Source organism: Nocardia sp. NPDC058518 (genome assembly GCF_042719655.1).
Classification (GTDB): domain Bacteria; phylum Actinomycetota; class Actinomycetes; order Mycobacteriales; family Mycobacteriaceae; genus Nocardia.
In genome coordinates, this window is sequence record NZ_JBHXNJ010000001.1 from 396,624 (window position 1) to 420,790 (window position 24,167).

Consider the following 24,167-nt stretch of genomic DNA (forward strand, 5'->3'; position numbering starts at 1 on the left):
CCGCGGCGCCCCCGGGGGGGTTTTGACCGCGCGGGTCGATTTGGGGGGGCCAACCCCGGGTAGTTCTAACTCCCGCCCGCGCGCCGCCCCCCCCCCCGTACGGGTCGAGGGCAGGCGTCGTTCAGGTCGCGGTGGGTGTTCGAACCGCGGCCTCGTCGGTGAAGTGGCACGCGGCCTTCACCTCGGAGCTCGGCCCGACCGGCGAGAGCGAGGGCACCTGCGTCCGGCACCGTTCCGGCGAGCCGAGCTGGCTGTACAGCCAGCACCGGGGGCGGAACCGGCACCCGGCCGGCTGGTCGTAGATCGACGGCGGCGACCCTCCGATCGTCACGAGTTCGCTTGTCGGCCTTCGGATATCCGGTACCGCACTGATCAGCGCCCGCGTGTACGGATGACGTGGCGTGTTGAAGATCGTCTTCGTCGGCGCGACCTCGGCGAGCATGCCCGCGTACATCACCGCTACCCGATCACAGACGCTGCGCACCACCCCGAAATCGTGGGTGATGAACAACATGGCCATCCCGGTCCGCTTACTGAGCTCGTTGAGCAGTTCGAGATAGGCCGCCTGTACGGTGACGTCGAGCGCGGTCGTCGGTTCGTCGGCGATGAGCAGTTCGGGTTCCGCGGCGATACCGATCGCGCCGACGACGCGCTGACGCATGCCGCCGCTGAACTGATGCGGATAGTTCGCCAACCGCTCGCGGGGCTGGGAGATCTTCATCTGCTGCAGCAGTTCCACCGCGCGCTCGGTGAGGCCCGCACCCCGCAGTGCGGTGTGCAGCCGCAGCGGGTCGCGCAGTTGCGCCCCGATGGTGAATACCGGATTCAGGGCGCTGAGCGGGTCCTGTAGCACCATCGAGATATGACGCCCGCGAACTCGGCGCATCTGGTCAGCGTTCTTGGTGAGCAGATCAGAGCCGTCGAACGTGATCGAGCCTGCGGTGACATGGGCGATGGGTTTGGGCAGCAACTGCAGGATCGCCGAGGCGGTCAAGCTCTTGCCGGAGCCGGATTCGCCGACCAGACCGAGCGTTTCGCCGCGGTGCACTTGGAAGGTCACCCCGGAGACCGCGTGGCCCACGCCCTGTCTGGACCGCATTTCCACGGTCAGATTGTCGACCGAAAGGATCGGGTCGCCGGTACCCGCTTTCGCCGGCTCGGCGCGTTGGTCGATGTCTAAGGAAGTCATTGGAGCCTGCCTTTCGCAGGTCGGACGCGTCAGGTCAGACCGTGTCACGGGTGCGTGGGTCGAGGTATTCGCGCAACCAGTCCCCGAGGACGTTGAGCGCCAACACGATCAGCGCGATGGCGATACCGGGGGTGATGGACACCCACCAAGCAACGCCGATGTAGTTCTGGCCTTCGGAGACGATCGCGCCCCACGAAGGCGTCGGCGGCGGAATGCCTGCACCGAGGAAGCTCAACGACGCTTCGAGCATGATGACGTAGCCCATATTGATGCTGAGCAGCACCATGATGCTGTTCATCACGTTCGGCAGAATGTGTACGAGCATCGTTCGCGCGCGCGAACAGCCTGTGACCTTGGCTTGCGCGATGAAGTCCTGTTCGCTCAGTGACATCACATCCGAGCGGATGACACGGGCGAAGCGGGCCCACAGAATGATCGACACCGCGATCACCACCGAGGCCGCGCCGGGTCCACGCGCCGCGGCCAGCGCCAGGGCGACGAAGATCGACGGGATCGCCAGCGTGGCGTCGACGGCCCTGGAGATGATCGCGTCGGCACGACCACCGAAGTATCCCGCCACGAGGCCGACGAAAATCCCGACCGCCGCAGAGATCGCGAGAGCGACGAGCACCACCATCAGGGTCACACGCGCACCGAAGATCAACCGGGTCAACAAGTCTCGGCCCAAAGTGTCAGTGCCGAGCCAATGCTCCGCCGACGGTGGCTCGAGCCGGTTGGTCAGGTCGGGTGCATAGGGGTCGCCCGGTGCAACCCACGGTGCGAAGACACCGGCGATGAGGAAGGCCGCGATGATGATGATCGCGGTCCACGGCAGGCGCCGTAAGCGCACGCCGCGCACGGCCGACACTCGCTTCGCCACGGCGTCGGCAACAGACGGTTTGGTCAAGGAAAGAGTCATCGTCTACCTCACACTCCCAATCGAATCTTCGGATCGAGGTAGGCCTGCAGCACGTCGAACACCGTGTTCACCGCGACGACCAGTACGGCCGAGATGAGGATGATCCCTTGTACCAGTGGGTAATTGCGGGCGACCACTGCGTCGTAGAGCAACAGTCCCACTCCCGGCCAGGCGAAGACCTTTTCGATCACCGTCGTGCCCGCGACCAGCACGGACATGTAGACACCGAGAAACGCCACCGCCGAGGACAACGAATTGCGCAGTGCGTGCTTCCAGCGCACCGAGCGCTCGGACGCCCCGGTGATGCGGGCAAGTTTGATGTAGTCGCGGCCGAGCGAATCGAGCATCGACGACCGCACCAGCCGCATCATGCCGGCGATCATCAGTAGCGACAGCGAGGCGACCGGCAGCACGTAGTGCGTCCAGTCCCCCATTCGCGATGCGGGCAGCCAACCGAGTTCGACCGCGAACACCCGAACGAAGACCAGCCCGAGCCAGAACACCGGCAGGGCGATACCCAGTGTCGCGAAGATCAAGACGGCCTTGCGGACAACGCTGAAGCGTGAGGTCGCACCGACGACGCCGAGCACAGGGCCCACGATGATCACCACGATGAAGGCGGGGATCACCAGCGCGAGACTGTTGAAGATGCGCTCACCGAACAGGGTCGAGACCGGGACGCGGTGGGTGAACGACATGCCGAGGTCACCGGTGAGCAGGTTGGCGAAATAGATGATGAATTGCTCGTGCAGGGGTTTGTCCAGGCCGAGCTGTGCGGCGATGGTGGCGCGCTGGGCCGGTGAAGCCTCGAGTGGAACGAGATTGTTGAGTGGATCGCCGGTCAGTCGCGACAGCACGAAGACCAGGACGGCCAGAATCAGGATGGTCAACGCGCCCTGGCCGACGCGTCGAACGATGAACGTACCCATCTACCGACCTTCTTCCGGCGACACGGCGGCAGGCTCCGCATGTTTCAGAGCGTCGAGCAATGCCACTCGCTGTGGGGCGAAGGCCGCCTGTTCGGTGAAGTGACACGCGGCCTGATGGTTGCCCGAGATCTGGCGCAGCACCGGCGCTTCGGTCCGGCAGCGATCGGGGTTGCCTAGATCGGTAGCCAGCCAGCAGCGGGTGTGGAACCGACAACCCTTCGGCGGGTCGACGGGTGACGGGATGTCGCCCTGCAGAATGATCCGTTCGCGGGAAGGCGCGGAATCGTCAGTGGGGATCGAGGCCGACAGCAGTGCCAACGTGTACGGATGCAGCGCGTTGTGGAAGATCTCGGCGTTGCCTCCCTTCTCGACCATTGTGCCCAGATACATCGCGGCTACTTGGTGCGCAAGGAACCGCACGGTAGCGAGGTTGTGGGTGATCAGCACGTAGGAGACGCCGAACTGGCCCTGAATGCGCTTGAGCAGGTTCAGGATCTCGGCGCTGGTGGACACATCGAGCGCCGAGACCGGTTCGTCGAGCACGATCACCGACGGTTGGGTGGCCAGCGCCTGCGCGATCGCCACCCGCTGTTTCATACCGCCGCTGAGCTGGTGCGGAAACCGGTCTGCCACATCGGAAGTCAGGCCGACCGGGGCGAGCAGCTTGTCGACATCGGCCACCGCGTCTCGGCTTCGCTTGCCGTCGATGGTGATCAACGGTTCGGTGACGATGTTCTTGACCCGTCGACGCGGACTCAGCGCGCTCGACGGATCCTGGAACACAGCCTGCACGGATCGCCGATAGGTCCGCTGGTCGTCGCCGTCGAGTGTCCAGATTCCCTGACCGCGGAAGAGCACGTCGCCCTCGGTGGGCTCGCCCAGTTGCAGCAGCAGTCGCGCTGTCGTGGATTTTCCGCAGCCGGATTCGCCGACGATCGCCAGGGTTTCGCGCTCGGCGAGGTCGAAGGACACGTCGTCGACCGCGTGTACCGCGCCGCGCGTGCCCGACCACGGCCAATTGCCGCGCAGTGGAAAGTGTTTGCGGAGTCCCCGCACCGACAGCAGTGGGGGCGGTTCGTCGTCCCGTGCGACGGCGGTCGGTGCACGCGACGGTGTGGTGGTCATGAGCGCCCCGAGACCGCGAGCAGACCGCTGACTTCGTTGACGTCGTCCACCGACTCGAGTGCCCGGCAGCCGTGGAAGAGCTGGTCGAATCGGTACTCGCCGATCCGGCGCACCAGCAGCTCCTCCCACTTGTCTCGCACGTCGTCCCAGGTCGGAGCCGGGGTCCGGAAGCGGTGGCCCCGTGGATGTTCGACCATGTGCGAGACCGGGCCGCCCGGCAGGTCGATCGTCACGTGCGCGCCACGCCCTTGCGGCTGAACCCGATCGAACTCCGCGTCGCCGATCAGCTCGACGAGCGATTTCAGGCGCAGCACCGTCGGGTCGTTGTGCAACAACGCCGAATGGGCTTCGTCGAAGCCGAGTTTGCCCGCGACCAGGGCGACCGCGACCATGTGCTGCAAACAGATGGTCGGCATCGACCGGTTGTCCACGACGCTGGCCGGGTGCGACGGCATCCGGACGGTAATCCCCGCGATATCGGCGAGGTCGAAGCCGTGTTCGGCGTGCAGCCCGAGTACGGCTTCGACCGGCGCGTGGATGGGATAGCCGGCGGAATAGAACTTGAAGTTCGCGCCCATCACCGCGTAGTCGGAGCCGAGGTCCTTCGCGAGGTGTTCCTCGCGACCCGGCACCGCCCAGGTGTCGATGATGCCACCGCGCGCCTCGAAGATATTGTCGCTGGCCTCGAAACCGGTTGCGGCAAGTACCGCGCCGCTGACACCCGCGTGTGCGGCCTGGCCGGTGACGAACGCCTTGCTCATGTGCCGGCGCTCGCCGTACGGTGCGTTGAGCGCGACACTCTGCTGCAATGCCAGTGCCGCGGCGAACAAGTGCCGGTTCGCGTCTAGTCCGAGCAGCCGCGCGCAGCCGAACGCCGCACCGAGCGAATGCAACGAGCCGGGATCTATGCCGTGGTCGCCCATCATCGGTGCCAGACCACCGGTCACCGAGATCGTCCGCGAACCGACGTCGTAGCCGAGAGCGACCGCGTTGACCAGCTCGCGGCCGGTGCTGAACTGCCGTTCGGCCAGTGCGGTCACCGCTGGCACGATGATCGCCGCCGGGTGGCCGGTGCCGAGGAAGTCCGAAGTGGCGTGCACGCTGTCGAATTCGTCAGCGTGGCCGGCGGTGCCGTTGGCCAGGGCAGCCAGCGGCGCCGGGCACCGGACCTGCGACCCGAGGACCGAGGACTGACCCGCACCACCGAACTCGGCGGCATAGCGACCGATGATCCGGCCTGCCGGCAGCTCCGCTCCCACGAACCCACAGGCCAGCTGATCGAAGATGATGAGCTTGGCGCGATCGGCGACCTCGGCCGGTAGGGCTTCGTAGCGGGTCGCGGTGGCATAGGTGGCCACCGCGTAGGCGGAACTCTCGGTCAGGGATTCCGCGGCGACTTCATGTTGTTTCAACACGTGATTTCCCGAATCTTTAGATGTGACAAAGGCCGAACGCACTGGTGTGCCTAGGAGGAACCGGCGGGCGCCTGAATGGTTTCGAACGTCCGCCCGAGGAACGGGTAGGCGGGGATAGTGGTCCACGCGCCGACCATCTCCGGGTTGACCGCGAAGACCGCGTCGGTGCTTGCCACTTCGAGCACCGTCCAGGTTCGAAGGAAACGCTGGTAAGCCTGCTCGATCAGACCTCGACGCTGGGCCGGGTCGATCGTCGCGGCAGCCTGGTCGATCAGCGCTTCCAGCTCGGGATCCTTGACGCTCTGCACCGCGCCGCCGTGCTCCCGGATGTAGGCCGCGAACGAGCCGATCACGTCGAATCGTGTTGCCGCGCCGTGCACATTCGTATCGCCGGCGTTGTAGGTGTCGTCGGGCTTGATGTTGACGAAGTGCGGCCGGTAGGAGTTGTAGTCGGTGGGCACGATATTGGCCTTCACACCGATCTCGGCCCACTGAGCGGCGACGATCTCGGCGATCTGGCTCAGTCCGGGAACACCGGGGCGCGCGTAGGAGAAGATCTGCAGCTCGAACCCGCCCGGGTAGCCGGCCTTGGCGAGCAGGTCGCGGGCGCGCACCGGATCGTAGGCGTTGGCTTGCGCAGCCCACTCCCGGTAGGCGGCCACATCGATGTCGGCGGTAGCCGGTGAAGTGTTGAACGGTGTGGTCTTCAGCCCCGCGTAACCCTCCAGCACGGAGTCGACGATCTCCTGACGGTTGATACCGAGCGAGAGCGCAAAGCGCACATCAGGATTGCCCGCGGGCTCCGAGCGCGACGCATCGCGCCATGAGCCGGGAAAGAAGATACCGATCTCGCTCGAATCCTCGACGGCACGGATCTCCATCCCGGCGGCTTCCAGCGGTCCGGCCTGATCCGGGGAGACGCTGGCGACATCGATTTCGCCTGCTTGCAGCATCGACACCTGCGTCGATTCCTCGCTCACCCGCAGTACTTCGACCCGCTTGATCGTCGGAGTGCGGCGCCAATGCGTACCGACCGCCTCGAAGTTCATCGAGTCGCCGGCCACCCGATCCACGAACTTGAACGGCCCGCTGCCGACTGGCGCCCGCTCGAGCAGGGCGCGCTGCTGTTCGAAGGACTGTCCACCCTCGTTGAGCAGGTAATCCTTCGGCATCACGATGCCGACCACCGACTCGTGCGGGGAGACCAGGTAGGGAAGCGAGGTCTGCACCCCCTTGGTACGAATGGCGATGGTGTCGGCGTCGACCAGGTCGACGCCCTCGATCTGTTCGCGGGCCAGTGACGCATTGCCCGTCGCCGCTTCGGGATTCATCATCCGCTCGAGGCTGAACTGCACATCGTCGGCGGACAGTTCCTCGCCGTTGTGAAACGTGATGCCCGGCCTGATGTCGAAGGTCCAGGTCAGGCCGTCGGTGGAGAGGTTCCAGGATTGCGCCACACCGGGGGCGATCTCACCGTTCGCGCCGATCTCGAGCAGCGAGTCCCACATCAGGTACTTCGCCACGCGCATCCCGCTGTTGGTTTCCATGGCGGGATCGAGCGCGTCGTTCTCGAAGTCCGAAACCGCAAGTCGCACAGTCTCACCGGGTACTCCCGAGACATTGCCGGTGCACGCCGCGACGCTCCCGACGCACGCCACCACGGCGGTCACGACCGCGACTGAACGCTTCTTGATATAGCCGACCATGTGTTGCTCCCTCATCGGTCGCCAGCAGAAAATCGCGAGCCACGGTTCGGCATCCGAAGGGGTCGAACCACTCGTGACATGTTCGCAATTACGAACATTTGCTTGTTATTTCGATCACGGCCAGCATAGGGCGCAGATCACATCTGTGTCAACGGTCACATCGCAGCAGGTAAGGGGCCTGATGCCGATTCTGTCGACGCCCACTTGCGTACAGGCATGGCTGCAAGCCCAGGAAACTCGAGGGCGAAGTCGCCTCGTGGCGAACGGAAGTCATCCGCGATCAGCACGCGGATGAGGAGGTAGCTAGGCCGAGCGCGCTGCGTCGTGCTCGAGCTGACGAAGCCGCTCTTCGGTCGGACTACCGGGCTGCGCGGGCACGAGCGCGAACATGAACCAGTCGGGATGGTCCGGAAGGATCATGGGTTCGTAGCTCAGTTCCAGGTCACCGACCTGCGGATGATTGATCCGTTTGGCGCCACTGCGGTGGAAGCGAACATTGTGTTCCCGCCAGCGAGCGCGAAACTCGGCACTGTGTGCGTCGAGCTCGTCGATGAGTTCCGCGAGCCCCCCGTGGTCAGGTGATTGGCCCGAGTAGGTGCGCAAAGTGGCGACGATTCCGTCGGCGCCTTCTTCCCAATCAGGGAAGAAGCTCCGCGATTCGGGACTGAGGAACGTGAATCGGGCGACATTGGCGCGACTGATCGGATCGGTCAGAACCGGGCCGTAGAGTGCTCGCCCCAGCGCGTTGGCGGCGACGAAGTCCAGTTGACGATCACGAACCCACACGGCCGCACCGGTGGCCACATCCAGGAATCGTCGCAAACCCGCGGGTACTGTTGTCGCGTCGTGCGGGCCGGGTCGCCCAAACGTCTTCCTCGCGCGCGCGAGATCGTGCAGATGCGCAGTCTCCGCCGCGTCCAAACGCAGCGCGAGCGCGATGCTGTCGATCACCTCGGGGGACACGCCGCTGATGTCGCCGCGCTCGATCCGCGCGTAGTAGTCCACGCTCACCCCGGCTAGCGCCGCCACTTCTTCACGCCGCAAACCGGCCACCCGGCGTCGCCCGCCACCCAGAATACCCGCCTTATCAGGCGTGATACGGCCGCGACGACTGCGAAGGAACTCGGCGACGTCTGCACGCTGGGGCATGCACATCACCCTAGCGCCGCCCCGGCACACACCTGACAAGGGTGAACTGGAACTCGCGGGCGCCGATGATCATGTCCACGTTTCCCGAGGGCCTGGACCTCACCGGCAAGACAGTGCTGCCGTTCGTCACCTATGTCATCAGCAGGCGAACCTGCACCGCTGAGAGAGATCAGCAGCCCAGCGACTCCACGAAGGTGGTGGCGGCGAGGACCGAGATCGCGACCCCCCACGCCCACGCGGCCAGCCGGTTCGGTGGGGGCGAATCGTCGTCGTGGGAGTTCATCGTTCGGAATCCTGGGTTTGCTCGGTGCGCGTCGCGGCCAGGCTGCCGAGAAGTCGAACACGTTCCTCGGTCGGCGATCCCGGTTCGCTGGTGAATCCGAACATCGTCCAGCCTGCGGTATCGAGCAATTCCATTGCTTCATAGGCGAATTCGAGGTCGCCGACCTCGGGGTGATGAATCCGCTTGATTCCGGTGCGGTGAATGCGGACGTTGTGCGCCGACCAACGCGCGGAGAAATCGTCGCTGCGGGTCACGAGTTCGCCGATCAGGTCGGTCAGATCTTTGTCGAGGGGATTGGCGCCCGCATAGGCATGCAGGGTGGCGACGATATCGTCGGCGCCCTTTTCCCAGTCGGGATAGAAACTGCGCGACGCGGGACTCAGGAAAACGAAACGGGCATTATTGGCGCGATTCGAGGGATCGTCCAGCATCGGCGCCATCAGCGCCTGACCCAACGGATTGCCCGCGATGAAATCCATCCGCCGATTACGGACCCACGTCGGGGTGCCGGTGATCGCGTCGAGGAAACGCTGCAGAGTCGGCCGCACGACCTGATCCTTGGCACTTTTGCGACGCCGCGCAGCCTGTGGCTCGGCGCCCCTGGTGAGCGCGCGCAGATGCTGGGTTTCGGCTTCGTCGAGTTGAAGGGCTCTGGCCAGGCTGTCGAGGACTTCGTCGGAAACCCCGGTCAGGTTGCCACGCTCCATTCGGGCGTAATAGTCGACGCTGATCCCCGCGAGCATCGCGACTTCTTCGCGCCGCAAGCCGGGAACACGCCGATGCCCGGCACCGGTCACCAGTCCGGCCTGCTGCGGGCTGATCCGCGCGCGCCTGGTCAGGAGAAATTCGCGGGTCTCGGTCCGGTTGTGCATACCATCGACCGTAGGTCGATTCCGCAGCGTGAAGAAGGACCTGCCAGTACCTGGAACAGCAGTCCCTTCCACCTCCGCTCACCCGAGCGTCCAATGGTTGGAATGCAGACCGAATGCCTCATCGACCGCCCGCACGCCACCCGAGCAGCGAACACCCGGGTGGTTCTGGCGATCGTCCTGGTCAGCTACTTCATGATCGTGCTGGACAATTCGATCATCTTCACCGGCCTACCTGATATCGCCGCCACCCTCGGCCTGTCGGAATCGGGACTGTCGTGGGTGCAGAACGCCTACACCCTGGTTTTCGGCGGCCTCTTGCTGCTGGGTGCGCGTGCCGGTGTGATCTCCTCGGCGCACTCACGTCGACCCTCGGTATGGGCGCGCTCGTCTACGGCATCGTCAATGCTGGCGAGCGCGGCCTCGCCGCCCCGATGAGCTTCGTACCCATGACGATCGGGGCCGTGGTATCGGCGGTGTTCGTCGCGAACGAGTCGCGGGCGCAGCAGCCGATCATGCCGCTGCGATTGTTCGCCAGCAGGCAACGCAGTGGCGCGGCGATCTCGCGATTGTTGTTCGCGGGCGCGATGATCGCCTTCTTCTTTTTCACCACCCAATTCCTGCAGGGCGTCTACGGCTGGAATCCACTCCAGGCCGGGCTCGCATTCCTGCCGATGACGATCGTGCAGTTCGTGTTCTCGCTGTTCGTGCCGCGACTCACGCAGCGATACGGCACCGGTTGGGTGCTCGTCACCGGATTGGCTTTTGTCCTTGCGGGCATGGCCTGGATGACGCAACTGACGGCCGACACGTCGTATGTTGTCGGAGTGACGTTGCCAATGGTGCTGATCGGATTCGGGCAGGGCTTGGCGTTCGGACCACTCACGGCGGCCGGAATCGCCGGCGCCCACATCGACGACGCGGGCGCCGCATCGGGCCTGGTCAACACCGCCCACCAACTGGGCAGCACCCTCGGCGTAGCCCTGCTCACGGCCGTCGCGGCGGGGGCCACGACCATCGCAGCCCGCGTCGTCGACGCCTACATCGGCGGCGCCGTCATGCTCGCCATCGCATTGCTCGCGGCCGTCGTGCTGATCCTGCCCGCCGAACGTACCGCCCGTTCCCGTCCCAAGGGCTCGGTCATCGAGTCCGCCGCCCATCACTGAGTTTCCACCGATCGAGAGGAAAATTTCCATGCAGACTGTCACCCTCAACAACGGCGTCGACATGCCGATCCTGGGATTCGGGGTCTTCCAGATCCCCGACGACGAAACCGAGAAGGTGGTCATCGAAGCGCTCGAAGCCGGATACCGGCATCTCGACACCGCCGCCAGTTACGGCAACGAAGAAGCGGTCGGCCGCGCGATCAAAGCCAGCGGCATTCCTCGCGAAGAGTTGTGGGTCACCACCAAACTGTGGGTTCAGCCCTCCGGGGAGGACAACACGAAACGTGCTTTCGAACGCTCGCTGCGCCGACTCGGCCTGGATTACCTCGACCTCTATTTGATCCATCAGCCCTTCGGTGACTACTACAGCGAATGGCGCGCCATGGAAGCGCTGCACAAGCAAGGCCTGGCCCGGGCCATCGGTGTCTCCAACTTTTACCCCGACCGGCTCGTCGATCTGATCGACCACAACGAGATCACCCCCGCGGTCAACCAGATCGAAACCCACCCGTTCTTCCAGCGCCAGGACTATCAGCAGCAGATGATCGAGCTGGGTGTCCAGATCGAGTCGTGGGGTCCTTTTGCCGAGGGCCGCAACAACCTGTTCACCGACCCCACCCTCACCACCATCGCCGCGGCGCACAACAAATCCGTCGGCCAGGTGGTGTTGCGCTGGCTCACCGAACGCGGCGTGGTCGCCATCCCGAAATCGGTTCGCCCGGAGCGCATGGCGGAGAATTTCGACATCTTCGATTTCACTCTCACCGCTGACGAAATGGCGCAGATCGCCGCCCTCGACACAGGCGCCTCACTGTTCTTCGACCACCGCGACCCGACCATGGTGCACCAGCTCGGCACCCGCCCGATCGACTGACCCGACCACCCACACGAAGGCGGCATCAGCAATGACGACCTGGACGCCCGAGGAACTCGACAGCCTCGGCAACGCCGAAGAACTGCACATCGCCTCGCGACGCCCCGACGACACGCTGCGCCCCTTCGTGACCATCTGGGTGGTCCGCGTCGACGACGACATCTACGTCCGTTCGGCCCACGGCGCGACCAACCCCTGGTACCGGCGGGCGATGGCCGTCGGAAGGGGCCGGATCCGCGCAAGCGGAGTCGAGCACGACGTCGAATTCACCACTCCCCCTGCCGAAGTCACCGGCGACATGGTCGACGACGCCTACCACGCCAAGTACGACCGGTACGGTCAGGCGATCGTCGGTCGCGTCACGGGCGCGGACGCACATGGACAGACCATCCGGCTGCTGCGGAGCTGACCGGATGACCCGCACCAAGCCTCCGAGCAAGGACATCTCACCGCTCGATCTTCGGCATCTGGTCAGTAACCAGCTGGGGCTCAACACTTCCCAGCGTTTCGCCGCGGGCAAACCGGTGGACATTGCTGGCCGTGATGATCGTCCGCCTGCTCATGAACGCCGGCATCGGATCCGCGTTCGACGAACACCCGATGCTGTTCGTGGTGCCGTATCTGCTTTGTAGGATCGGACCACCGCTGTCGTGGTCGATCACCAGTCATGAACTGCGCAAACACTATACGGCCATGGTGATCTGGTTGCGGTGCCGGAGTGCTCTGGATCGCGGGAGCCGCCGCTTCACCGCACGCGCGGCTGTGTGGTGGGTGCGGCAGCCGTCGTCGAAGTCGCGGGCACCTGGCTGGCACATCCACTACCCGCCAGCCGCTTTCACACCGGTGAGGTCGAGTACGCCCCAACACATGCGCGAACACAGCCCAGTTCCTGATCATCGCCCTCGGCGAAGCCGTCCTGACAACCGGCAACGCGGTGTCGGCCGCGAAACTCGCACTCCCGATGTTCATCACAGCCGGCCTGGGCATGATCGCGGTCATCGCACTGTGGACGCTCTACTTCAGCCTTTCGGACAAACTCGTCGACGAACAAGCCGCCGAAACCAGCGACCCCCTCCGCGTAGCACGCCTGGCAGTGAACACACGATTCTCATCCTCGCCAGCCTCATCCTCTTCGCCGTAGCCATCGAACTCGCCGTCGACGACCCCACCGGTGAAACAGCCACTGCCCAGGCCATGCTCATGTTCGGCGGCCCGACCCCGTACCTCACCGTCCAAGCGTGGTACCTCCACGCGATAACCGGGAGAACCGCGACTCCTCACGATCGCCGCGCTCGTCACGGCAGGAGGAATCTCCACACTGCTCCCGGTAATCGCGTCAGCAGCCCTGCTGTGCGTCATCCTCGTAGCCGCCGTCTGGGCATCTGCCGAGGCAACCGACGTCGGCAAGGGACGCGTTCGAAATCTGCACCCGACAACCGCAAATAGGCGCTCGCACAAGAAGCAGCGCCCCTCCGGTTGCCCGGTGGGGCGCTGACGTAGACGACTATGGATGAGTGCCGACGTGCATTATCGGCGGCGCGGCAGGGACGATGTGGATGTCGACCTGCGGCGCGTACCAGACGCTGACACAGCAGGCGCCGACTACCACGGGCCACTTCAGCTTCTTGGCGATCTTGCGGAAGCTGATGGTCAGTTTGCCGCGCACGGTGACGTCGACAGTGACATCTGCGGCATCGCCCTTCGACTTCGACGAATCTTTATCTGAGCGAGACGAGCCGGGCGTATTCTTGCCCACGTGGCGCACCTTCCTGGTTGGGGACCTGATTGCTGTTGGTGAACTAACCGGTGTGTTGCTGGTGGCGTTTCCCGGGCCATGGGAGGCGCCACTTTTTCTGTACCGAATTCGATGGCACGGCAACGAGATTACTGCCGGATCGGTGCAGTTCCACCAGCGCTGGACGACCCAAAGTGAGGGTCGAACACCAACGTGAGGTGGGCGTGGACGCCAGCACATCGACGCGGTGAATTGGCTTCACATTGGCTCAAGATCGATGAGGAGAACGACGGTTTCGTGGCTGGCTCCGGTGCACGTCCTTCGGACCAATCGCGCGTCCGCAACACCCAGAACCGCATCCTGAATGCGGCGCAGAACCTGGTAGACAACGCCGCGACCAGTGGCCGATTCCTGGCGACCCCGTCTCGCGCGCAGATCGCGGAACTTGCGAGGGTGCACCCGAACACAGTCCGTACCCACTTTCAAGACTGGAGCGCGATCTGCGCCGCGCTCTGCGAGCGATACCGGGTAACCCCCGGCGCACAGCCTCCCGAGAATGTTCGAACCTGGGCCCAGCAGCACTTCGACCGGGAGTCCACCGGCAGACCAGCAGCTGCACCGATAGGCATGGAAGAACTTCGCGATCGCTACGCGGCTGCCAGCATCGGATCTGACGACACCGAACTGGCCCTCGCTGCCACAGACTTGGTGGACAAGCTCTCCAGTGCCCCGGCCGACTTGCCAGCGCACGCCCACGAGATCGTCGACTGTGTTCGCACGGTTCGGGCACGCGTCGGCATCAATAGCTCCGAGTCCGCACTCCACACCGTGGCCGACCTTAGTGACGCTGCGGTTCAGGCGCACCGCCATCTCGCCACAGGCCCACAAGCCAACAGCGGATCCGGTGCGGAACCAGCGCGACTCGTCCTCGAAGCCGGGCAGCACGGCCGCGCTGGAGATGGTGCCGCGCGAGCGCACCAGATGGTCGATCAGGCACTGCACGAACCACAGAACCTGCAGGCGATCATCCAGATCAAACGCTGGGACAAGGAGATCAGCGAGAAGTTGAACTTGCGGGTTCGCGCCGTGTTGGCCCAGTTCCACATCGACCGCGCCGAGGCGATGATCTGCCGAAATCCTGAGGATGAGATCGCCTCGCTCAAGCGCGTTGTAGCCGCCCTCCGCCAACTCCAGCAAAACGAACGACCGGCTCTCCCCGAGCATGCAGACGTCGGCATGCTCGTCGCACGATTGGCGGGAGTCTGGCTGGCTTACACAGACCTGTTTGGAAACGGCGAACTCCGCGTCACCAGAGCCGAACTGTTGCGGCTATTCAAGACCGATGAGCACGAGTCTCGCCAGCTCAAAAAGGATGCCCAATCGCTGTTCAAGCTTGTCGACGACAAACCCGTCGAAGCTATCGAACTGCTGCGTGCTCTCAGATTCCGCGGCCCCGGCGACTTCCTGATCGCTCGCCATCTTGCCGCGCAGGCCGAGATGAGCGACGAACAGATCAAATACCGATTCGGTCAGGCGCTCGGCACTCCTGATCGCGTGCGGATCTTCCTGCTCAATCGCGCGAAGTCATGCTATCAGCGTGTGCAGGTGACGTCCCGGCTAACCGGGTGCGCCGCGGCCTTGGCAGGGATGGCGCAGGCAGAACTGATGCTCGCCGAGCACAGGATCGACGAACTCAGCCGCGGTGGACCGCTGCCGACGACACCGACCGGTGACCAGACGATCGAGCACCTACAGCGGAACATCAACGATCTGGTCCACCGCGCGATCATCGGCGAATCACTCGACCCCCGCCAGGTCGCCCTTCCTCGCGCCACGCGAGGTCTCCCGGTCTAGCTCCGTCATTCAACGGCGTAACCGCGTGACCGCCATCAGGAATGGCGAAGGGTATCCTGACCTGCGATAATGCGACTTGCGACAGTTGAATTGATCGAGGTTTGGAGCACCCTTCTGGTGAGGAAGCCTATCTCCCGTATCCGCGCCTGGTCATCGGTGGCGACGGCGCGGGTGTGGTGTCACACGTGGGTGCAGCACTACTGCTGCATACCGCCGAGAAAACCGGATTGACCAGGGATCTATCGCAACGGTTGGGGCCGTGGCACAAGCCGATGGCCATCCACGACCCGGGCAAGATCGTGCTGGATTTGGCGATTTGCCTCGCGATCGGCGGTGACTGCGCTGCGGACCTGGCGTTGCTGCGGGCCGAACCTGGCATGTTCGGCTCGGTGGCCTCGGATCCGACCGTGTCGCGGACCATCGCCGCGCTGGCCACTGATGCACCGAAAGCGTTGGCGGCCATCGCTGCTGCCCGCGCACAGGCACGCGCACAAGCGTGGACGCTCGCCGGTGACCACGCCATCGATCACGGGACCGGAATCGCCGATCCGTTGGTGATCGACCTCGATGCCACGTTGACCGACGCACATTCGGAAAACAACACGCCGCACCCACATTCAAGCGCGGCTTCGTGTTTCATCCGCTTTGGGCGTTCATCGACCACGGCGAGGCAGGCACCGGTGAGCCTGCCTCGGTGATACTACGACCGGGCAACGCGGGGTCGAACACCGCCGCGGACCACAAACAAGTTGAATGAGGCACTGGCACAGCTACCTCGGCGACGACCATGGCGGGTCGGGAGAAAAGTGCTGGTGCGCACCGATTCTGGCGGCGAAACACATGAGTTGCTCGACTACTGCCACCGTCGTCGGGTGCGGTACTCGATCGGATTCACCCTCACCGACGACATCGTCGCTGCCATGGATACCCACCTGCGCCCCGAGGACTGGACTCCGGCCTACGACTCCGACGGCCACGTCCGTGACGGCGCGTGGGTCGTCGAAGCGACCGGACTCACCGCGTTGGCCGGGTGGCCGTCGGGCATGCGTCTGGTCGTCAGGAAGGAGAGACCGCATCCCGGCGCTCAACTGCGGTTCACCGACCGCGACGGGCTGCGGTTGACCGCGTTCGTCACCAACACCACCCGAGGTCAGCTCCCAGGCCCGGAGCTGCGCCACCGCCGACGGGCCCGCCGCGAACACCGGATCAGAAGCGCGAAAGACACCGGCCTGCGGAATCTTCCGTTCCATAGCTTCGACGCCAACCGCGTCTGGCTCGCGCTGGTCGCGCTCGCGATGGACCTGACCACGTGGATGCAAACCGTTGCCCTGCACGACCACAGTGCGACAGTCGAACTCAACGCACCCGCCGACTTGACGTCGACTCGACCCATATCCAGGCGCCACCGCCGCGCCGCCGCCTCAACCGCCGCGATATCGGCGCTGCCGTCCTCGGAAACGTCGCTCGAAACCAGGCCGTAGGCGCGCATCAGATCGCCCCTCGCCGTGCCCGGACGCCCTGTACCGCAGGCAGCGCATCGCCAGCGACGGGTATCGGTAGCCGCGCCCAGGTCAACGTCCCGCCAGTCGGCGGGCAGTAACGGCCATGTGGGACATCCAGACCAAACCGGACCGGATCGTTGACCCGGATCGCGGTTTCCGACACCTGCACCTCGAGGTGGCCGCGTTGTCGTATCAGCCACACCTGCACCAAATTGTGGGGTGGCGAGAGCTGAGGGTACGCCGCTGACAGCTCCGAAAAGATCGACGGCTCGCCCACCGCTGTGATCTCGGCCAACACACCCAACACCAACTGTTCAGCCTGTTCGACCAACGAGCGCAGGCCCTCCCGAACGAGCACGTCATGGATCTGCATCCGCGCCGCGAGAACCGCATCCGGGAACAACGGAAGTTCGAACCTCCCGATCAGATTGCGCGGCACAAGGTCTCGCGCCTGCTGCGACGATCCTGAGATATCTCGACTGCGGCGCTGCGAGCGGTGCACAGCATCGACCTCGTTGTGGTCGAGGTACCAGAACTGAGTCCGGCGCCGTCCGGTCAACTCGTTGACGAGCTTGCTGCGCTCGGGATTCCTTCCTGGCGCGAGGTGCCCGGGATGAGGTGTGATGACATCGCGTGCACCGGTGTCGTAGGCAGCGTGCAAAAGCCGCCAAAGCTCCCCGGTCCTGGGCCCGTCTTCGCGGAAGATCTCCGGCAGGAACCAACCGTCACGCTCAGCAAACTCACCCATGGCGGCCTCGATCTCCCTCAGGTCGTCGCCAGCTAGCTCTAGCCGCAGATAGCCGTACATGATCGGCCGCATCAGGGTCTCCTTCGCGAAACGCACCCAGCATGCGCGGCGGGACGAACCGCGCACGCCGGAGAGGAAATACAGAAATCGAGGCACTCCGGCGGTTCACCGCCGCATGGTGCGTCCACCAGAGGGGCGACGCGCGACCGGCGCGAGGAATCAGAGGCATCCCCCCGGGATACGCTGATGCGCTGAGAGATGCTTTGGCTCAAGGGAAGTCCTCGGTGTCGGAGTGGCTGTGACCAAGCCCTTTGAGGACACCGTGAACCCCGTGTCGGCCGACAGTGGTGCACTTGGTGCAATCCGGTGCACTTGGTCCTATCGGACGGCAGCCGGGACTAGGCTCACCCGCATCACACCGCCGATGAGCTGGGGATCAGGAGGCAGACGCGGTGACCGAATCGCAGTTGGCGACGTCGCTACAAGACCTGGGGTGGCAGCCAGAAACCCTGGCGCGCAAGCTTGTTGAATACGCCGCTCTGCACGGGCGACGCGAGCATGTTCACGAGAAGACGCCCTACAAATGGCTGGCCGGTCACCGCCCCCGGGCTCCATGGCCACAGCTGATCGCGGCTCTGCTCAGCGCCGAACTCGCCCGCCCGATCAGCCCGGCAACGTTGGGCTGGGCCCCGAACGGCAAGTCCGATCAGCAGCCGTTGCTGCCCGCGTACAGCGGACTGGCACTACCGTGGACCGTCGAAGGGGCCATGCATGCAATGCGGGCAGTGACGGAGGCTGATCCTATGGACCGGCGAGTATTTCTCACCACGATGGGCGCCGCGATGAGCGCGCCTGCCCACGAATGGCTGCTGGCCGAGCCGGTCGCACACCTCACCCGCACAGGCAAGTCTCGCCGCGTGAATGTCAGCACCGTCGACGAGCTCGACCTCATGAACGCCAGCTTGCGCCGCCTCGATGACGGCGGTGGGGGTGACGCGCTGCTGCTGATGGTTCGCGCGCACCTGCGCCAGGTCGTGGCACTGATCGGTAGCGGCAGCTACAACGACCTTGTCGGACGACGTCTTTTCAGCAACGCCGGTGAGTTGTCGCGTCTGGCAGGATGGCTGGCGTTCGACGCCGGACAACATGCCCGCGCACAACGTTTTTGGCTGGCCGCGCTTCGCGCCGCACACACCGCGGGTGATCGCGCTCTGGCCGCCAACACCCTCGGCTTCATGAGCTGCCAGGCAAAAGACATCCGGCAGCCACATGAAGCCGTCACCCTCGCCGAAACCGCCCGCCGTGGCTACCTCGATGCCAGCCCGCGCGTGTCAGCGATTCTGGCGCTGCGCGCCGCGGAAGCACACGCCACCAACGGATCAACGACCCAATGCCGTCGCGCTATCGACGACGCCTTCGCCCATCTGGACTCCCCGACCACGACCGCGCCGGACTGGAGCTACTGGCTCAACCCCGGCCACGCCCACGGCCAAGCCGGCTTCTGTTATCTGAAACTCGGCGACCACTCCGCCGCCCGCCGACACTTCCGTCTAGCGCTACGTGTATCGGGCACCTCAACACGCTCCTGCGTGACCTCACCCCCCCCCACAATCGCCGGCCAGCGGTCCGCCGTCTCGCCGACCAAGTCCAATCACTTCGGGCGACGCCCTCGACTGTGGGATAAAAACATCGATATGACGTCGCACCCGAGCCCGATACCCGGGGCCTCGCCTCGGAATTCCTCCGCTGCACCCGTGAAGCACGCTCGGCAAGTCACCGAGGCCTCCATAACTACTACGCTCATCCCACATCGGTTCGACCACCCGGTCTCCGTCCAGCTGATGGCGGAGTACGCCAAGGAGCGGCGGCCGATGGTCGGCTTCGACGATCCCCCGAATCTCGATCGACCAGCGCAATACGAACCCCATCAAGGGCTGTTCATCGTCGCGTACGCCGCAGGCGAGCCGGTCGCCTGCGGTGGACTCCGCACGTCATCGCTTACCGAGCGGACAGCCGAGATCCGGAAGATGTTCGTGGTGCCGAACCATCGCAAACGCGGAGTGGCCCGACTCGTCCTCTGCGGTCTCGAGCAGTTCGCGTTCGAGCACGGCGTAGCCCGGATCATCCTGGAGACCGGCTCGTACAACCGGGCCGCTATGCGCCTCTACGCCTCGGCCGGGTACACACCGATCCCGCCCTATGTGCCAGGTCGGCCTGATTTCAACCGAGCCTTCGCTAAGCCGTTGAAATCAGAGCCCGTCCCCGCACCGACAGGATCGTGCTGAACGTATGGCTGCGGAACGCTGATTGCCCGCGACACGACGCTGACCGAACTACCCGACCCTTGGTTCGCTGAGAAGGCAGCCGGACCACGGGACACACCACGCGGCCGCTCGAGAACTCAGCGAGTCATCGGCGCATGGTTCGGACTACTGTTCATCAAACTGATAACAATACCGTTGCCCTATTGGTAGCGTCTCCGAGAGGCTTACTCGAACCCTCGTCGCGCTCGATAATGCGCCGAACCTCCGCCGAGCCGAGCTTCGCCCACGGCTGAGGCTCCCGCCAGGCGTGGGATCCCCTGTTGCGTCCACGCTTCCAGATCGAGGTAGACCATGGCCACCGAACAGCGGCAACTAGATGAGTTGGGTTACTACCTATTGGCCGGCTCAGGCGGGGGCGGTCCGGTCCACCTCACCGACGACGCCCGCAAGGGCGAGGCACTCGGACTCGGCACCGCGTTCATCTCCGAACGCTGGAACGTCAAAGAGGCCGCGTCGCTCACCGGCGCTGCCTGCGCGGTGACAGAGCGAACCCGGGTCGCTACCGCCGCGACCAACCCCAACACGCGGCACCCCCTGATCACGGCGTCCTGGGCCACGACCATGCACAGACTGTCCGGGGGACGATTCACTCTCGGTATCGGGCGCGGCGTCGCGGCAATGTATTCCGCGTTCGGCATCCCCGCGGTGACAACCGCACAGATGGAGGATTGGGCCGATGTCATGCGACGACTGTGGCGCGGAGAATTGATCATCGGCCATGACGGCCCCTTGGGCTCCTACCCCGTGCTCGTTCTCGACCAGAGCTTCGATGAGGACATCCCACTCGCGCTGGTCGCGTTCGGCCCCAACACCTTGTCGCTCGGGGGCCAGGTCTTCGACGACGTCATATTGCACACGTACTTCTCACCGGAAACTCTTCAACGGTGCGTCCAGACGGTCAAGCTCGCTGCCGAGAAGGCCGGTCGCGATCCCGGCTCGGTGCGGGTCTGGTCATGCCTGGCCACCGTGGGCGACCATCTCCCGGAACAGCTTCGCCTGAAGAAGACCGCCGCTCGGCTCGCGACATATCTGCAGGGCTACGGAGACCTGCTGGTGCGCACGAACGGCTGGGACCCCGGCGCCCTCCAGAGATTCCGCTCAGATCCGATTGTGACCTCGATCGCCGGTCCGATCGACGCCGTCGCTACCGCCGACCAGATCGAGCACATCGCCACAGTGCTGCCACAGGAGTGGCTGGCATCAGCGGCCACCGGGACACCCCAGCAATGCGCCGACCGCATCCGTGAGGAATTCAGCTACGGCGCCGACCGCGTGATCATGCATGGCTCGACCCCCGACGAACTCGCCCCCATCGTCGCCGCGTACCGCGACACGGAGCAGAAGAGGCCGGTGAGATGAGCGCGACCGTACCGATTCCGCGCGGCGCCGCGGACGTCACCCGCCGGTGGCTGCAGGCCGTGCTCGGATCGGATGACGCCACGGTCGTGGTCGAGGATGTCGAGATCTCCCGGATCGGCACCGGTCAGACAGGTGCGACGTTCCGAATCACGCCACGTTATGCCAGCGGAGAGCACGGCTTCCCATCGACTTTCGTCATCAAACTGCCCGCCGACGATGATGGCGTGCGCGCAGGTGTCACGCTCGGCTATCTCAGCGAAATCACCTTCTACAGACGGGCTGCCGAGCAGACCAGCGTGCCCACACCGCGCTGCTTCTACAGCGATATCACGGCGGACGGCACAGATTTCGCCCTGCTCCTCGCTGACCTGGCCCCTGCGATTCCTGGCGACCAGATCGCGGGCTGCGATACCGATGCGGCGCGTCAGGCCGTCACCGCATTGGCCGGCTTACATGGGCCGAGTTGGTGCGATCCGCGCTGGCTTGACCTCGCTGTAGCAATGCCCAAACCGGGTGATGTAGCAGCAGCGGGCGGCCTCGGCGAGGTGGCACGGATGGCCGCCGACATCACGCTCGGCAAGGTCGGCGCGCGCATGGATCGTCGCGACCGTGAAACTTTCTCGGAGGCGCTCGGCCTGGTGACGCCCTGGCTGCACGCCGGCACCGAAACCGGACGCTTCGCCTTGATGCACGGAGACTACCGACTCGACAACCTCATGTTCGACAGCACGACCAACAGCGTCAGCGTGGTCGACTGGCAAACACTCGGCATCGGACTACCTGCCCGCGACCTCGCCTATTTCACCGGCACCAGCCTGGACCCCGACACCCGAGCGGCGTGCGAGGAAAGCCTCGTAGAGGTGTACCACCGGGCACTCCTCGACTACGGCGTCACCGGATACACACCCGAAACATGCTGGCAGGATTACAGATTCGGGATGGTGCAGGCCCCGTTGATCATCGCTCTCGGTGCCGCCTTCGCAACTCCGACAGCACGTGGCGAAGAGATCTTCCTCGTCATGTTGGAGCGTAGCTGCCGGGCGATTCGGGATCTAGGGACACTCGCATTGATCGGCGCGACGGACTGACGCGCGGGACGAAGACCGCAGGCCGTTGAAGTCAGACTTGCGCAGGGTCGTACCGTAAGGGGTACAGTAAGTCAAACGTTTACGCCCGCGATGGTCTCCCCGGAGGTCTCGACGGCGTCGTCCGTGTTGGATGCCGATCGCCCGGTTTCGACGACGGAACGGCTCCGACGACACCACCGGATGCGAAAGGACAAAGAATGACAAAGCTGGACTATCAGGCAGTTGATGTCGACAACCACTACTACGAACCACTGGACGCGTTCACTCGCCATCTGCCCAAAGAGTTCAAGCAGCGCGGGGTGCAGATGCTCAATGACGGCAAGCGGACGCTGGCGGTGATGGGCGGAAAGGTCAATCAATTCGTTCCCAACCCGACCTTCGACCCGATCATCGAGCCGGGTTGCCTCGACCTGCTGTTTCGCGGTGAGATTCCCGAAGGTGTCGATCCGGCCTCGTTGATGAAGGTGGACCGACTGTCGGAGCATCCCGAGTACCAGAACCGCGACGCACGCGTGACCGTCCTGGACCGGCAGAACCTCGAGACCGTCTTCATGCTGCCGACCTTCGCCTGCGGGGTCGAGGAAGCGCTCAAGCACGACATTCCCGCGACGATCGCCTCGGTGCACGCTTTCAACCTGTGGCTCGATGAGGACTGGGGATTCGATCGTCCCGACCACCGCATCATCTCGGCGCCGATCATCTCGCTCGCCGACCCGGTGGCGGCGGTCGAGGAGGTCGAGTACGCACTGGGCCGTGGCGCCAAGATGGTGCTCGTCCGCCCCGCGCCCGTACCCGGCGTGACTCGCCCACGATCCCTCGGAGACCCCCTGCACGACCCGGTGTGGGCCCGCCTGGCCGAAGCCGGCGTGCCAGTCGGCTTTCATCTGTCCGACAGCGGATATCTCGCCATCAACGCGCTGTGGGGCGGCAAGGCGACATTCGAAGGGTTCGGGAAGAAGGATCCGCTCGACCAGATCCTCCTCGACGACCGTGCGATCCACGACACGATCGCCTCGATGATCGTGCACCAGGTGTTCACTCGTCACCCGAAGCTCAAGGTGGTCAGCATCGAGAACGGCTCGTACTTCGTCTACCGGTTGATCAAGCGTTTGAAGAAGGCCGCGAATACCGCGCCGTACCACTTCACCGAGGATCCGGTGGAGCAGCTGAAGAACAATGTCTGGATTGCACCCTACTACGAGGACGACGTCAAACTCCTGGCCGAGACCATCGGCGTGGACAAGGTCTTGTTCGGCTCCGATTGGCCGCACGGCGAGGGGCTCGCCGATCCGACGACCTTCACCGCGGATATTCCGCAGTTTCCGGAGTTCTCTTACGAGGACACACGAAAAGTGATGCGCGACAACGCACTCGACCTGATCGGCTCGAATATCGGCCTGGAATCACCCAGCCGCTGATCAGAGGGATGACCGAGAGAAAGCGTGCGGCTCCCCCGTCACCGACGGGGGAGCCGCATCGCGTTTCGGGGGTACTGCGACCATCGCGTCACAGTGATCGGACAGCAGTCACTTCGCCGTGAACTTGGTGACGTCGAGAATCAGCACGACGCGATCGTAGACATCGTCGGGCAGCCCGGCCTCGGTGTCACCGTACAAGTCGTTCAGCTCACGATAGAAATCCCCCTCGGCGTCTCCCAAGACCGTGACCAGCCATCCCTGGGTCTGCAGCGATCTGCCAGGGATCTCCGGATCGGTGATCAGGAAGGAGTAATTCGGGTTGGCCTGCAAACTGGTGAATTTGCGCCGTGGGATCGTGTGGCTCATCCGCAGATGCGCGCCATCCCATTTGAATCGCATCGGCGACAGGTCGGGGGAACCGTGCGGGGTCACAGTTCCGAGCACACCGACGATCGGGCGCTGGAGTAGGTCTTCGTACTCCGCGGGCACTCTCGAGTTCATGAGGGACTCCACTA

General features: G+C 64.5%; 22 protein-coding genes and 1 pseudogene. 12 read left to right on the top strand and 11 right to left on the bottom strand.

Annotated elements, in window-relative coordinates; genetic code table 11:
- Positions 1-121 precede the first annotated feature (121 nt).
- The 8 genes from ACFWPX_RS01755 to ACFWPX_RS01790 all read right to left on the bottom strand — a co-directional run bounded on the left by ACFWPX_RS01755 (position 122) and on the right by ACFWPX_RS01790 (position 9,587).
- On the bottom strand, positions 122-1,189 hold the full coding sequence (locus ACFWPX_RS01755; RefSeq protein WP_378925000.1) for an ABC transporter ATP-binding protein: 1,068 nt from the start codon (positions 1,187-1,189) through the stop codon (positions 122-124).
- Between the two features lie 34 nt (positions 1,190-1,223).
- The gene (locus ACFWPX_RS01760) at positions 1,224-2,108 is read right to left on the bottom strand and encodes an ABC transporter permease (protein WP_378925002.1); all 885 of its coding nucleotides are present in this window, start codon (positions 2,106-2,108) and stop codon (positions 1,224-1,226) included.
- 8 nt (positions 2,109-2,116) lie between these two features.
- The gene (locus ACFWPX_RS01765) at positions 2,117-3,037 is read right to left on the bottom strand and encodes an ABC transporter permease (protein ID WP_378925004.1); all 921 of its coding nucleotides are present in this window, start codon (positions 3,035-3,037) and stop codon (positions 2,117-2,119) included.
- The gene (locus tag ACFWPX_RS01770) at positions 3,038-4,162 is read right to left on the bottom strand and encodes an ABC transporter ATP-binding protein (protein WP_378925006.1); all 1,125 of its coding nucleotides are present in this window, start codon (positions 4,160-4,162) and stop codon (positions 3,038-3,040) included. It abuts the gene before it with no gap.
- Positions 4,159-5,577, bottom strand: a complete 1,419-nt coding sequence (locus ACFWPX_RS01775; RefSeq protein WP_378925008.1) for an MmgE/PrpD family protein — start codon at positions 5,575-5,577, stop codon at positions 4,159-4,161. Before ACFWPX_RS01775 ends, ACFWPX_RS01770 begins: the two co-directional genes overlap by 4 nt.
- 50 nt (positions 5,578-5,627) lie before the next feature.
- Positions 5,628-7,298, bottom strand: a complete 1,671-nt coding sequence (locus tag ACFWPX_RS01780; RefSeq protein ID WP_378925010.1) for an ABC transporter substrate-binding protein — start codon at positions 7,296-7,298, stop codon at positions 5,628-5,630.
- 288 nt (positions 7,299-7,586) lie between these two features.
- Positions 7,587-8,432, bottom strand: a complete 846-nt coding sequence (locus tag ACFWPX_RS01785) for a helix-turn-helix domain-containing protein (RefSeq protein WP_378925011.1) — start codon at positions 8,430-8,432, stop codon at positions 7,587-7,589.
- A 279-nt stretch (positions 8,433-8,711) separates the two neighbouring features.
- The gene (locus ACFWPX_RS01790; protein ID WP_378925013.1) at positions 8,712-9,587 is read right to left on the bottom strand and encodes a helix-turn-helix transcriptional regulator; all 876 of its coding nucleotides are present in this window, start codon (positions 9,585-9,587) and stop codon (positions 8,712-8,714) included.
- Between the two features lie 102 nt (positions 9,588-9,689).
- On the opposite strand from ACFWPX_RS01790, the gene ACFWPX_RS01795 reads away from it, so the two are divergent.
- The 6 genes from ACFWPX_RS01795 (at position 9,690) to ACFWPX_RS01820 (ending at position 12,765) form a co-directional block, all read left to right on the top strand.
- Positions 9,690-10,022, top strand: coding sequence for a hypothetical protein (locus tag ACFWPX_RS01795; protein ID WP_378925015.1), 333 nt, complete (start codon positions 9,690-9,692; stop codon positions 10,020-10,022).
- Between the two features lie 11 nt (positions 10,023-10,033).
- Positions 10,034-10,750, top strand: a complete 717-nt coding sequence (locus tag ACFWPX_RS01800) for an MFS transporter (protein ID WP_378925016.1) — start codon at positions 10,034-10,036, stop codon at positions 10,748-10,750.
- A 28-nt stretch (positions 10,751-10,778) separates the two neighbouring features.
- Positions 10,779-11,624 carry an aldo/keto reductase gene (locus ACFWPX_RS01805; protein ID WP_378925018.1) on the top strand — a complete coding sequence of 282 codons (846 nt, stop codon included), beginning with the start codon at positions 10,779-10,781 and terminating at the stop codon, positions 11,622-11,624.
- 31 nt (positions 11,625-11,655) lie between these two features.
- Positions 11,656-12,033 (top strand): DUF2255 family protein, encoded by a 378-nt coding sequence (locus tag ACFWPX_RS01810; RefSeq protein WP_378925020.1) that lies wholly within the window; start codon positions 11,656-11,658, stop codon positions 12,031-12,033.
- 4 nt (positions 12,034-12,037) lie between these two features.
- Positions 12,038-12,256: a hypothetical protein gene (locus ACFWPX_RS01815; RefSeq protein WP_378925022.1), complete on the top strand. Its 219-nt coding sequence runs from the start codon at positions 12,038-12,040 to the stop codon at positions 12,254-12,256.
- A gap of 260 nt (positions 12,257-12,516) precedes the next feature.
- Positions 12,517-12,765 (top strand): low temperature requirement protein A, encoded by a 249-nt coding sequence (locus ACFWPX_RS01820; RefSeq protein ID WP_378926086.1) that lies wholly within the window; start codon positions 12,517-12,519, stop codon positions 12,763-12,765.
- Between the two features lie 363 nt (positions 12,766-13,128).
- Here the strand turns inward: ACFWPX_RS01820 and ACFWPX_RS01825 are convergent, their stop codons facing one another.
- A complete protein-coding gene (locus tag ACFWPX_RS01825; RefSeq protein WP_378925024.1) occupies positions 13,129-13,380 on the bottom strand; it encodes a hypothetical protein in 252 nt (83 codons plus the stop codon).
- A gap of 231 nt (positions 13,381-13,611) precedes the next feature.
- On the opposite strand from ACFWPX_RS01825, the gene ACFWPX_RS01830 reads away from it, so the two are divergent.
- On the top strand, positions 13,612-15,213 hold the full coding sequence (locus ACFWPX_RS01830) for a hypothetical protein (RefSeq protein WP_378925025.1): 1,602 nt from the start codon (positions 13,612-13,614) through the stop codon (positions 15,211-15,213).
- A 185-nt stretch (positions 15,214-15,398) separates the two neighbouring features.
- Positions 15,399-16,694, top strand: a pseudogene (locus tag ACFWPX_RS01835) (transposase).
- A gap of 7 nt (positions 16,695-16,701) precedes the next feature.
- On the opposite strand, the gene ACFWPX_RS01840 reads toward ACFWPX_RS01835, so the two are convergent.
- On the bottom strand, positions 16,702-17,535 hold the full coding sequence (locus tag ACFWPX_RS01840; protein ID WP_378925027.1) for a hypothetical protein: 834 nt from the start codon (positions 17,533-17,535) through the stop codon (positions 16,702-16,704).
- A 380-nt stretch (positions 17,536-17,915) separates the two neighbouring features.
- Here ACFWPX_RS01840 and ACFWPX_RS01845 point away from each other — a divergent pair, with 380 nt between their 5' ends.
- The 4 genes from ACFWPX_RS01845 to ACFWPX_RS01860 all read left to right on the top strand — a co-directional run bounded on the left by ACFWPX_RS01845 (position 17,916) and on the right by ACFWPX_RS01860 (position 23,652).
- A complete protein-coding gene (locus ACFWPX_RS01845; RefSeq protein WP_378925029.1) occupies positions 17,916-19,748 on the top strand; it encodes a GNAT family N-acetyltransferase in 1,833 nt (610 codons plus the stop codon).
- A gap of 330 nt (positions 19,749-20,078) precedes the next feature.
- Positions 20,079-21,146: a TIGR03857 family LLM class F420-dependent oxidoreductase gene (locus ACFWPX_RS01850; RefSeq protein WP_378925031.1), complete on the top strand. Its 1,068-nt coding sequence runs from the start codon at positions 20,079-20,081 to the stop codon at positions 21,144-21,146.
- Positions 21,143-22,234 (top strand): phosphotransferase family protein, encoded by a 1,092-nt coding sequence (locus ACFWPX_RS01855; protein WP_378925033.1) that lies wholly within the window; start codon positions 21,143-21,145, stop codon positions 22,232-22,234. The genes ACFWPX_RS01850 and ACFWPX_RS01855 overlap by 4 nt, the downstream gene beginning before the upstream one ends.
- A 197-nt stretch (positions 22,235-22,431) precedes the next feature.
- Entirely contained in the window at positions 22,432-23,652 is a 1,221-nt protein-coding gene (locus tag ACFWPX_RS01860; protein WP_378925035.1) for an amidohydrolase family protein, read from the top strand.
- Positions 23,653-23,760: 108 nt separating this feature from the next.
- Here the strand turns inward: ACFWPX_RS01860 and ACFWPX_RS01865 are convergent, their stop codons facing one another.
- Positions 23,761-24,153 carry a pyridoxamine 5'-phosphate oxidase family protein gene (locus ACFWPX_RS01865; RefSeq protein WP_378917835.1) on the bottom strand — a complete coding sequence of 131 codons (393 nt, stop codon included), beginning with the start codon at positions 24,151-24,153 and terminating at the stop codon, positions 23,761-23,763.
- Positions 24,154-24,167: the final 14 nt, after the last annotated feature.

Coding starts and splice junctions, on each gene's coding strand:
- ACFWPX_RS01755 (WP_378925000.1), bottom strand. CDS start 1,189: ATGACTTCCTTAGACATCGACCAACGCGCCGAGCCGGCGAAAGCGGGT.
- ACFWPX_RS01760 (WP_378925002.1), bottom strand. CDS start 2,108: ATGACTCTTTCCTTGACCAAACCGTCTGTTGCCGACGCCGTGGCGAAG.
- ACFWPX_RS01765 (WP_378925004.1), bottom strand. CDS start 3,037: ATGGGTACGTTCATCGTTCGACGCGTCGGCCAGGGCGCGTTGACCATC.
- ACFWPX_RS01770 (WP_378925006.1), bottom strand. CDS start 4,162: ATGACCACCACACCGTCGCGTGCACCGACCGCCGTCGCACGGGACGAC.
- ACFWPX_RS01780 (WP_378925010.1), bottom strand. CDS start 7,298: ATGAGGGAGCAACACATGGTCGGCTATATCAAGAAGCGTTCAGTCGCG.
- ACFWPX_RS01785 (WP_378925011.1), bottom strand. CDS start 8,432: ATGCCCCAGCGTGCAGACGTCGCCGAGTTCCTTCGCAGTCGTCGCGGC.
- ACFWPX_RS01790 (WP_378925013.1), bottom strand. CDS start 9,587: ATGCACAACCGGACCGAGACCCGCGAATTTCTCCTGACCAGGCGCGCG.
- ACFWPX_RS01795 (WP_378925015.1), top strand. CDS start 9,690: ATGCAGACCGAATGCCTCATCGACCGCCCGCACGCCACCCGAGCAGCG.
- ACFWPX_RS01800 (WP_378925016.1), top strand. CDS start 10,034: ATGACGATCGGGGCCGTGGTATCGGCGGTGTTCGTCGCGAACGAGTCG.
- ACFWPX_RS01805 (WP_378925018.1), top strand. CDS start 10,779: ATGCAGACTGTCACCCTCAACAACGGCGTCGACATGCCGATCCTGGGA.
- ACFWPX_RS01810 (WP_378925020.1), top strand. CDS start 11,656: ATGACGACCTGGACGCCCGAGGAACTCGACAGCCTCGGCAACGCCGAA.
- ACFWPX_RS01815 (WP_378925022.1), top strand. CDS start 12,038: ATGACCCGCACCAAGCCTCCGAGCAAGGACATCTCACCGCTCGATCTT.
- ACFWPX_RS01840 (WP_378925027.1), bottom strand. CDS start 17,535: ATGCGGCCGATCATGTACGGCTATCTGCGGCTAGAGCTAGCTGGCGAC.
- ACFWPX_RS01850 (WP_378925031.1), top strand. CDS start 20,079: ATGGCCACCGAACAGCGGCAACTAGATGAGTTGGGTTACTACCTATTG.
- ACFWPX_RS01855 (WP_378925033.1), top strand. CDS start 21,143: ATGAGCGCGACCGTACCGATTCCGCGCGGCGCCGCGGACGTCACCCGC.
- ACFWPX_RS01860 (WP_378925035.1), top strand. CDS start 22,432: ATGACAAAGCTGGACTATCAGGCAGTTGATGTCGACAACCACTACTAC.
- ACFWPX_RS01865 (WP_378917835.1), bottom strand. CDS start 24,153: ATGAACTCGAGAGTGCCCGCGGAGTACGAAGACCTACTCCAGCGCCCG.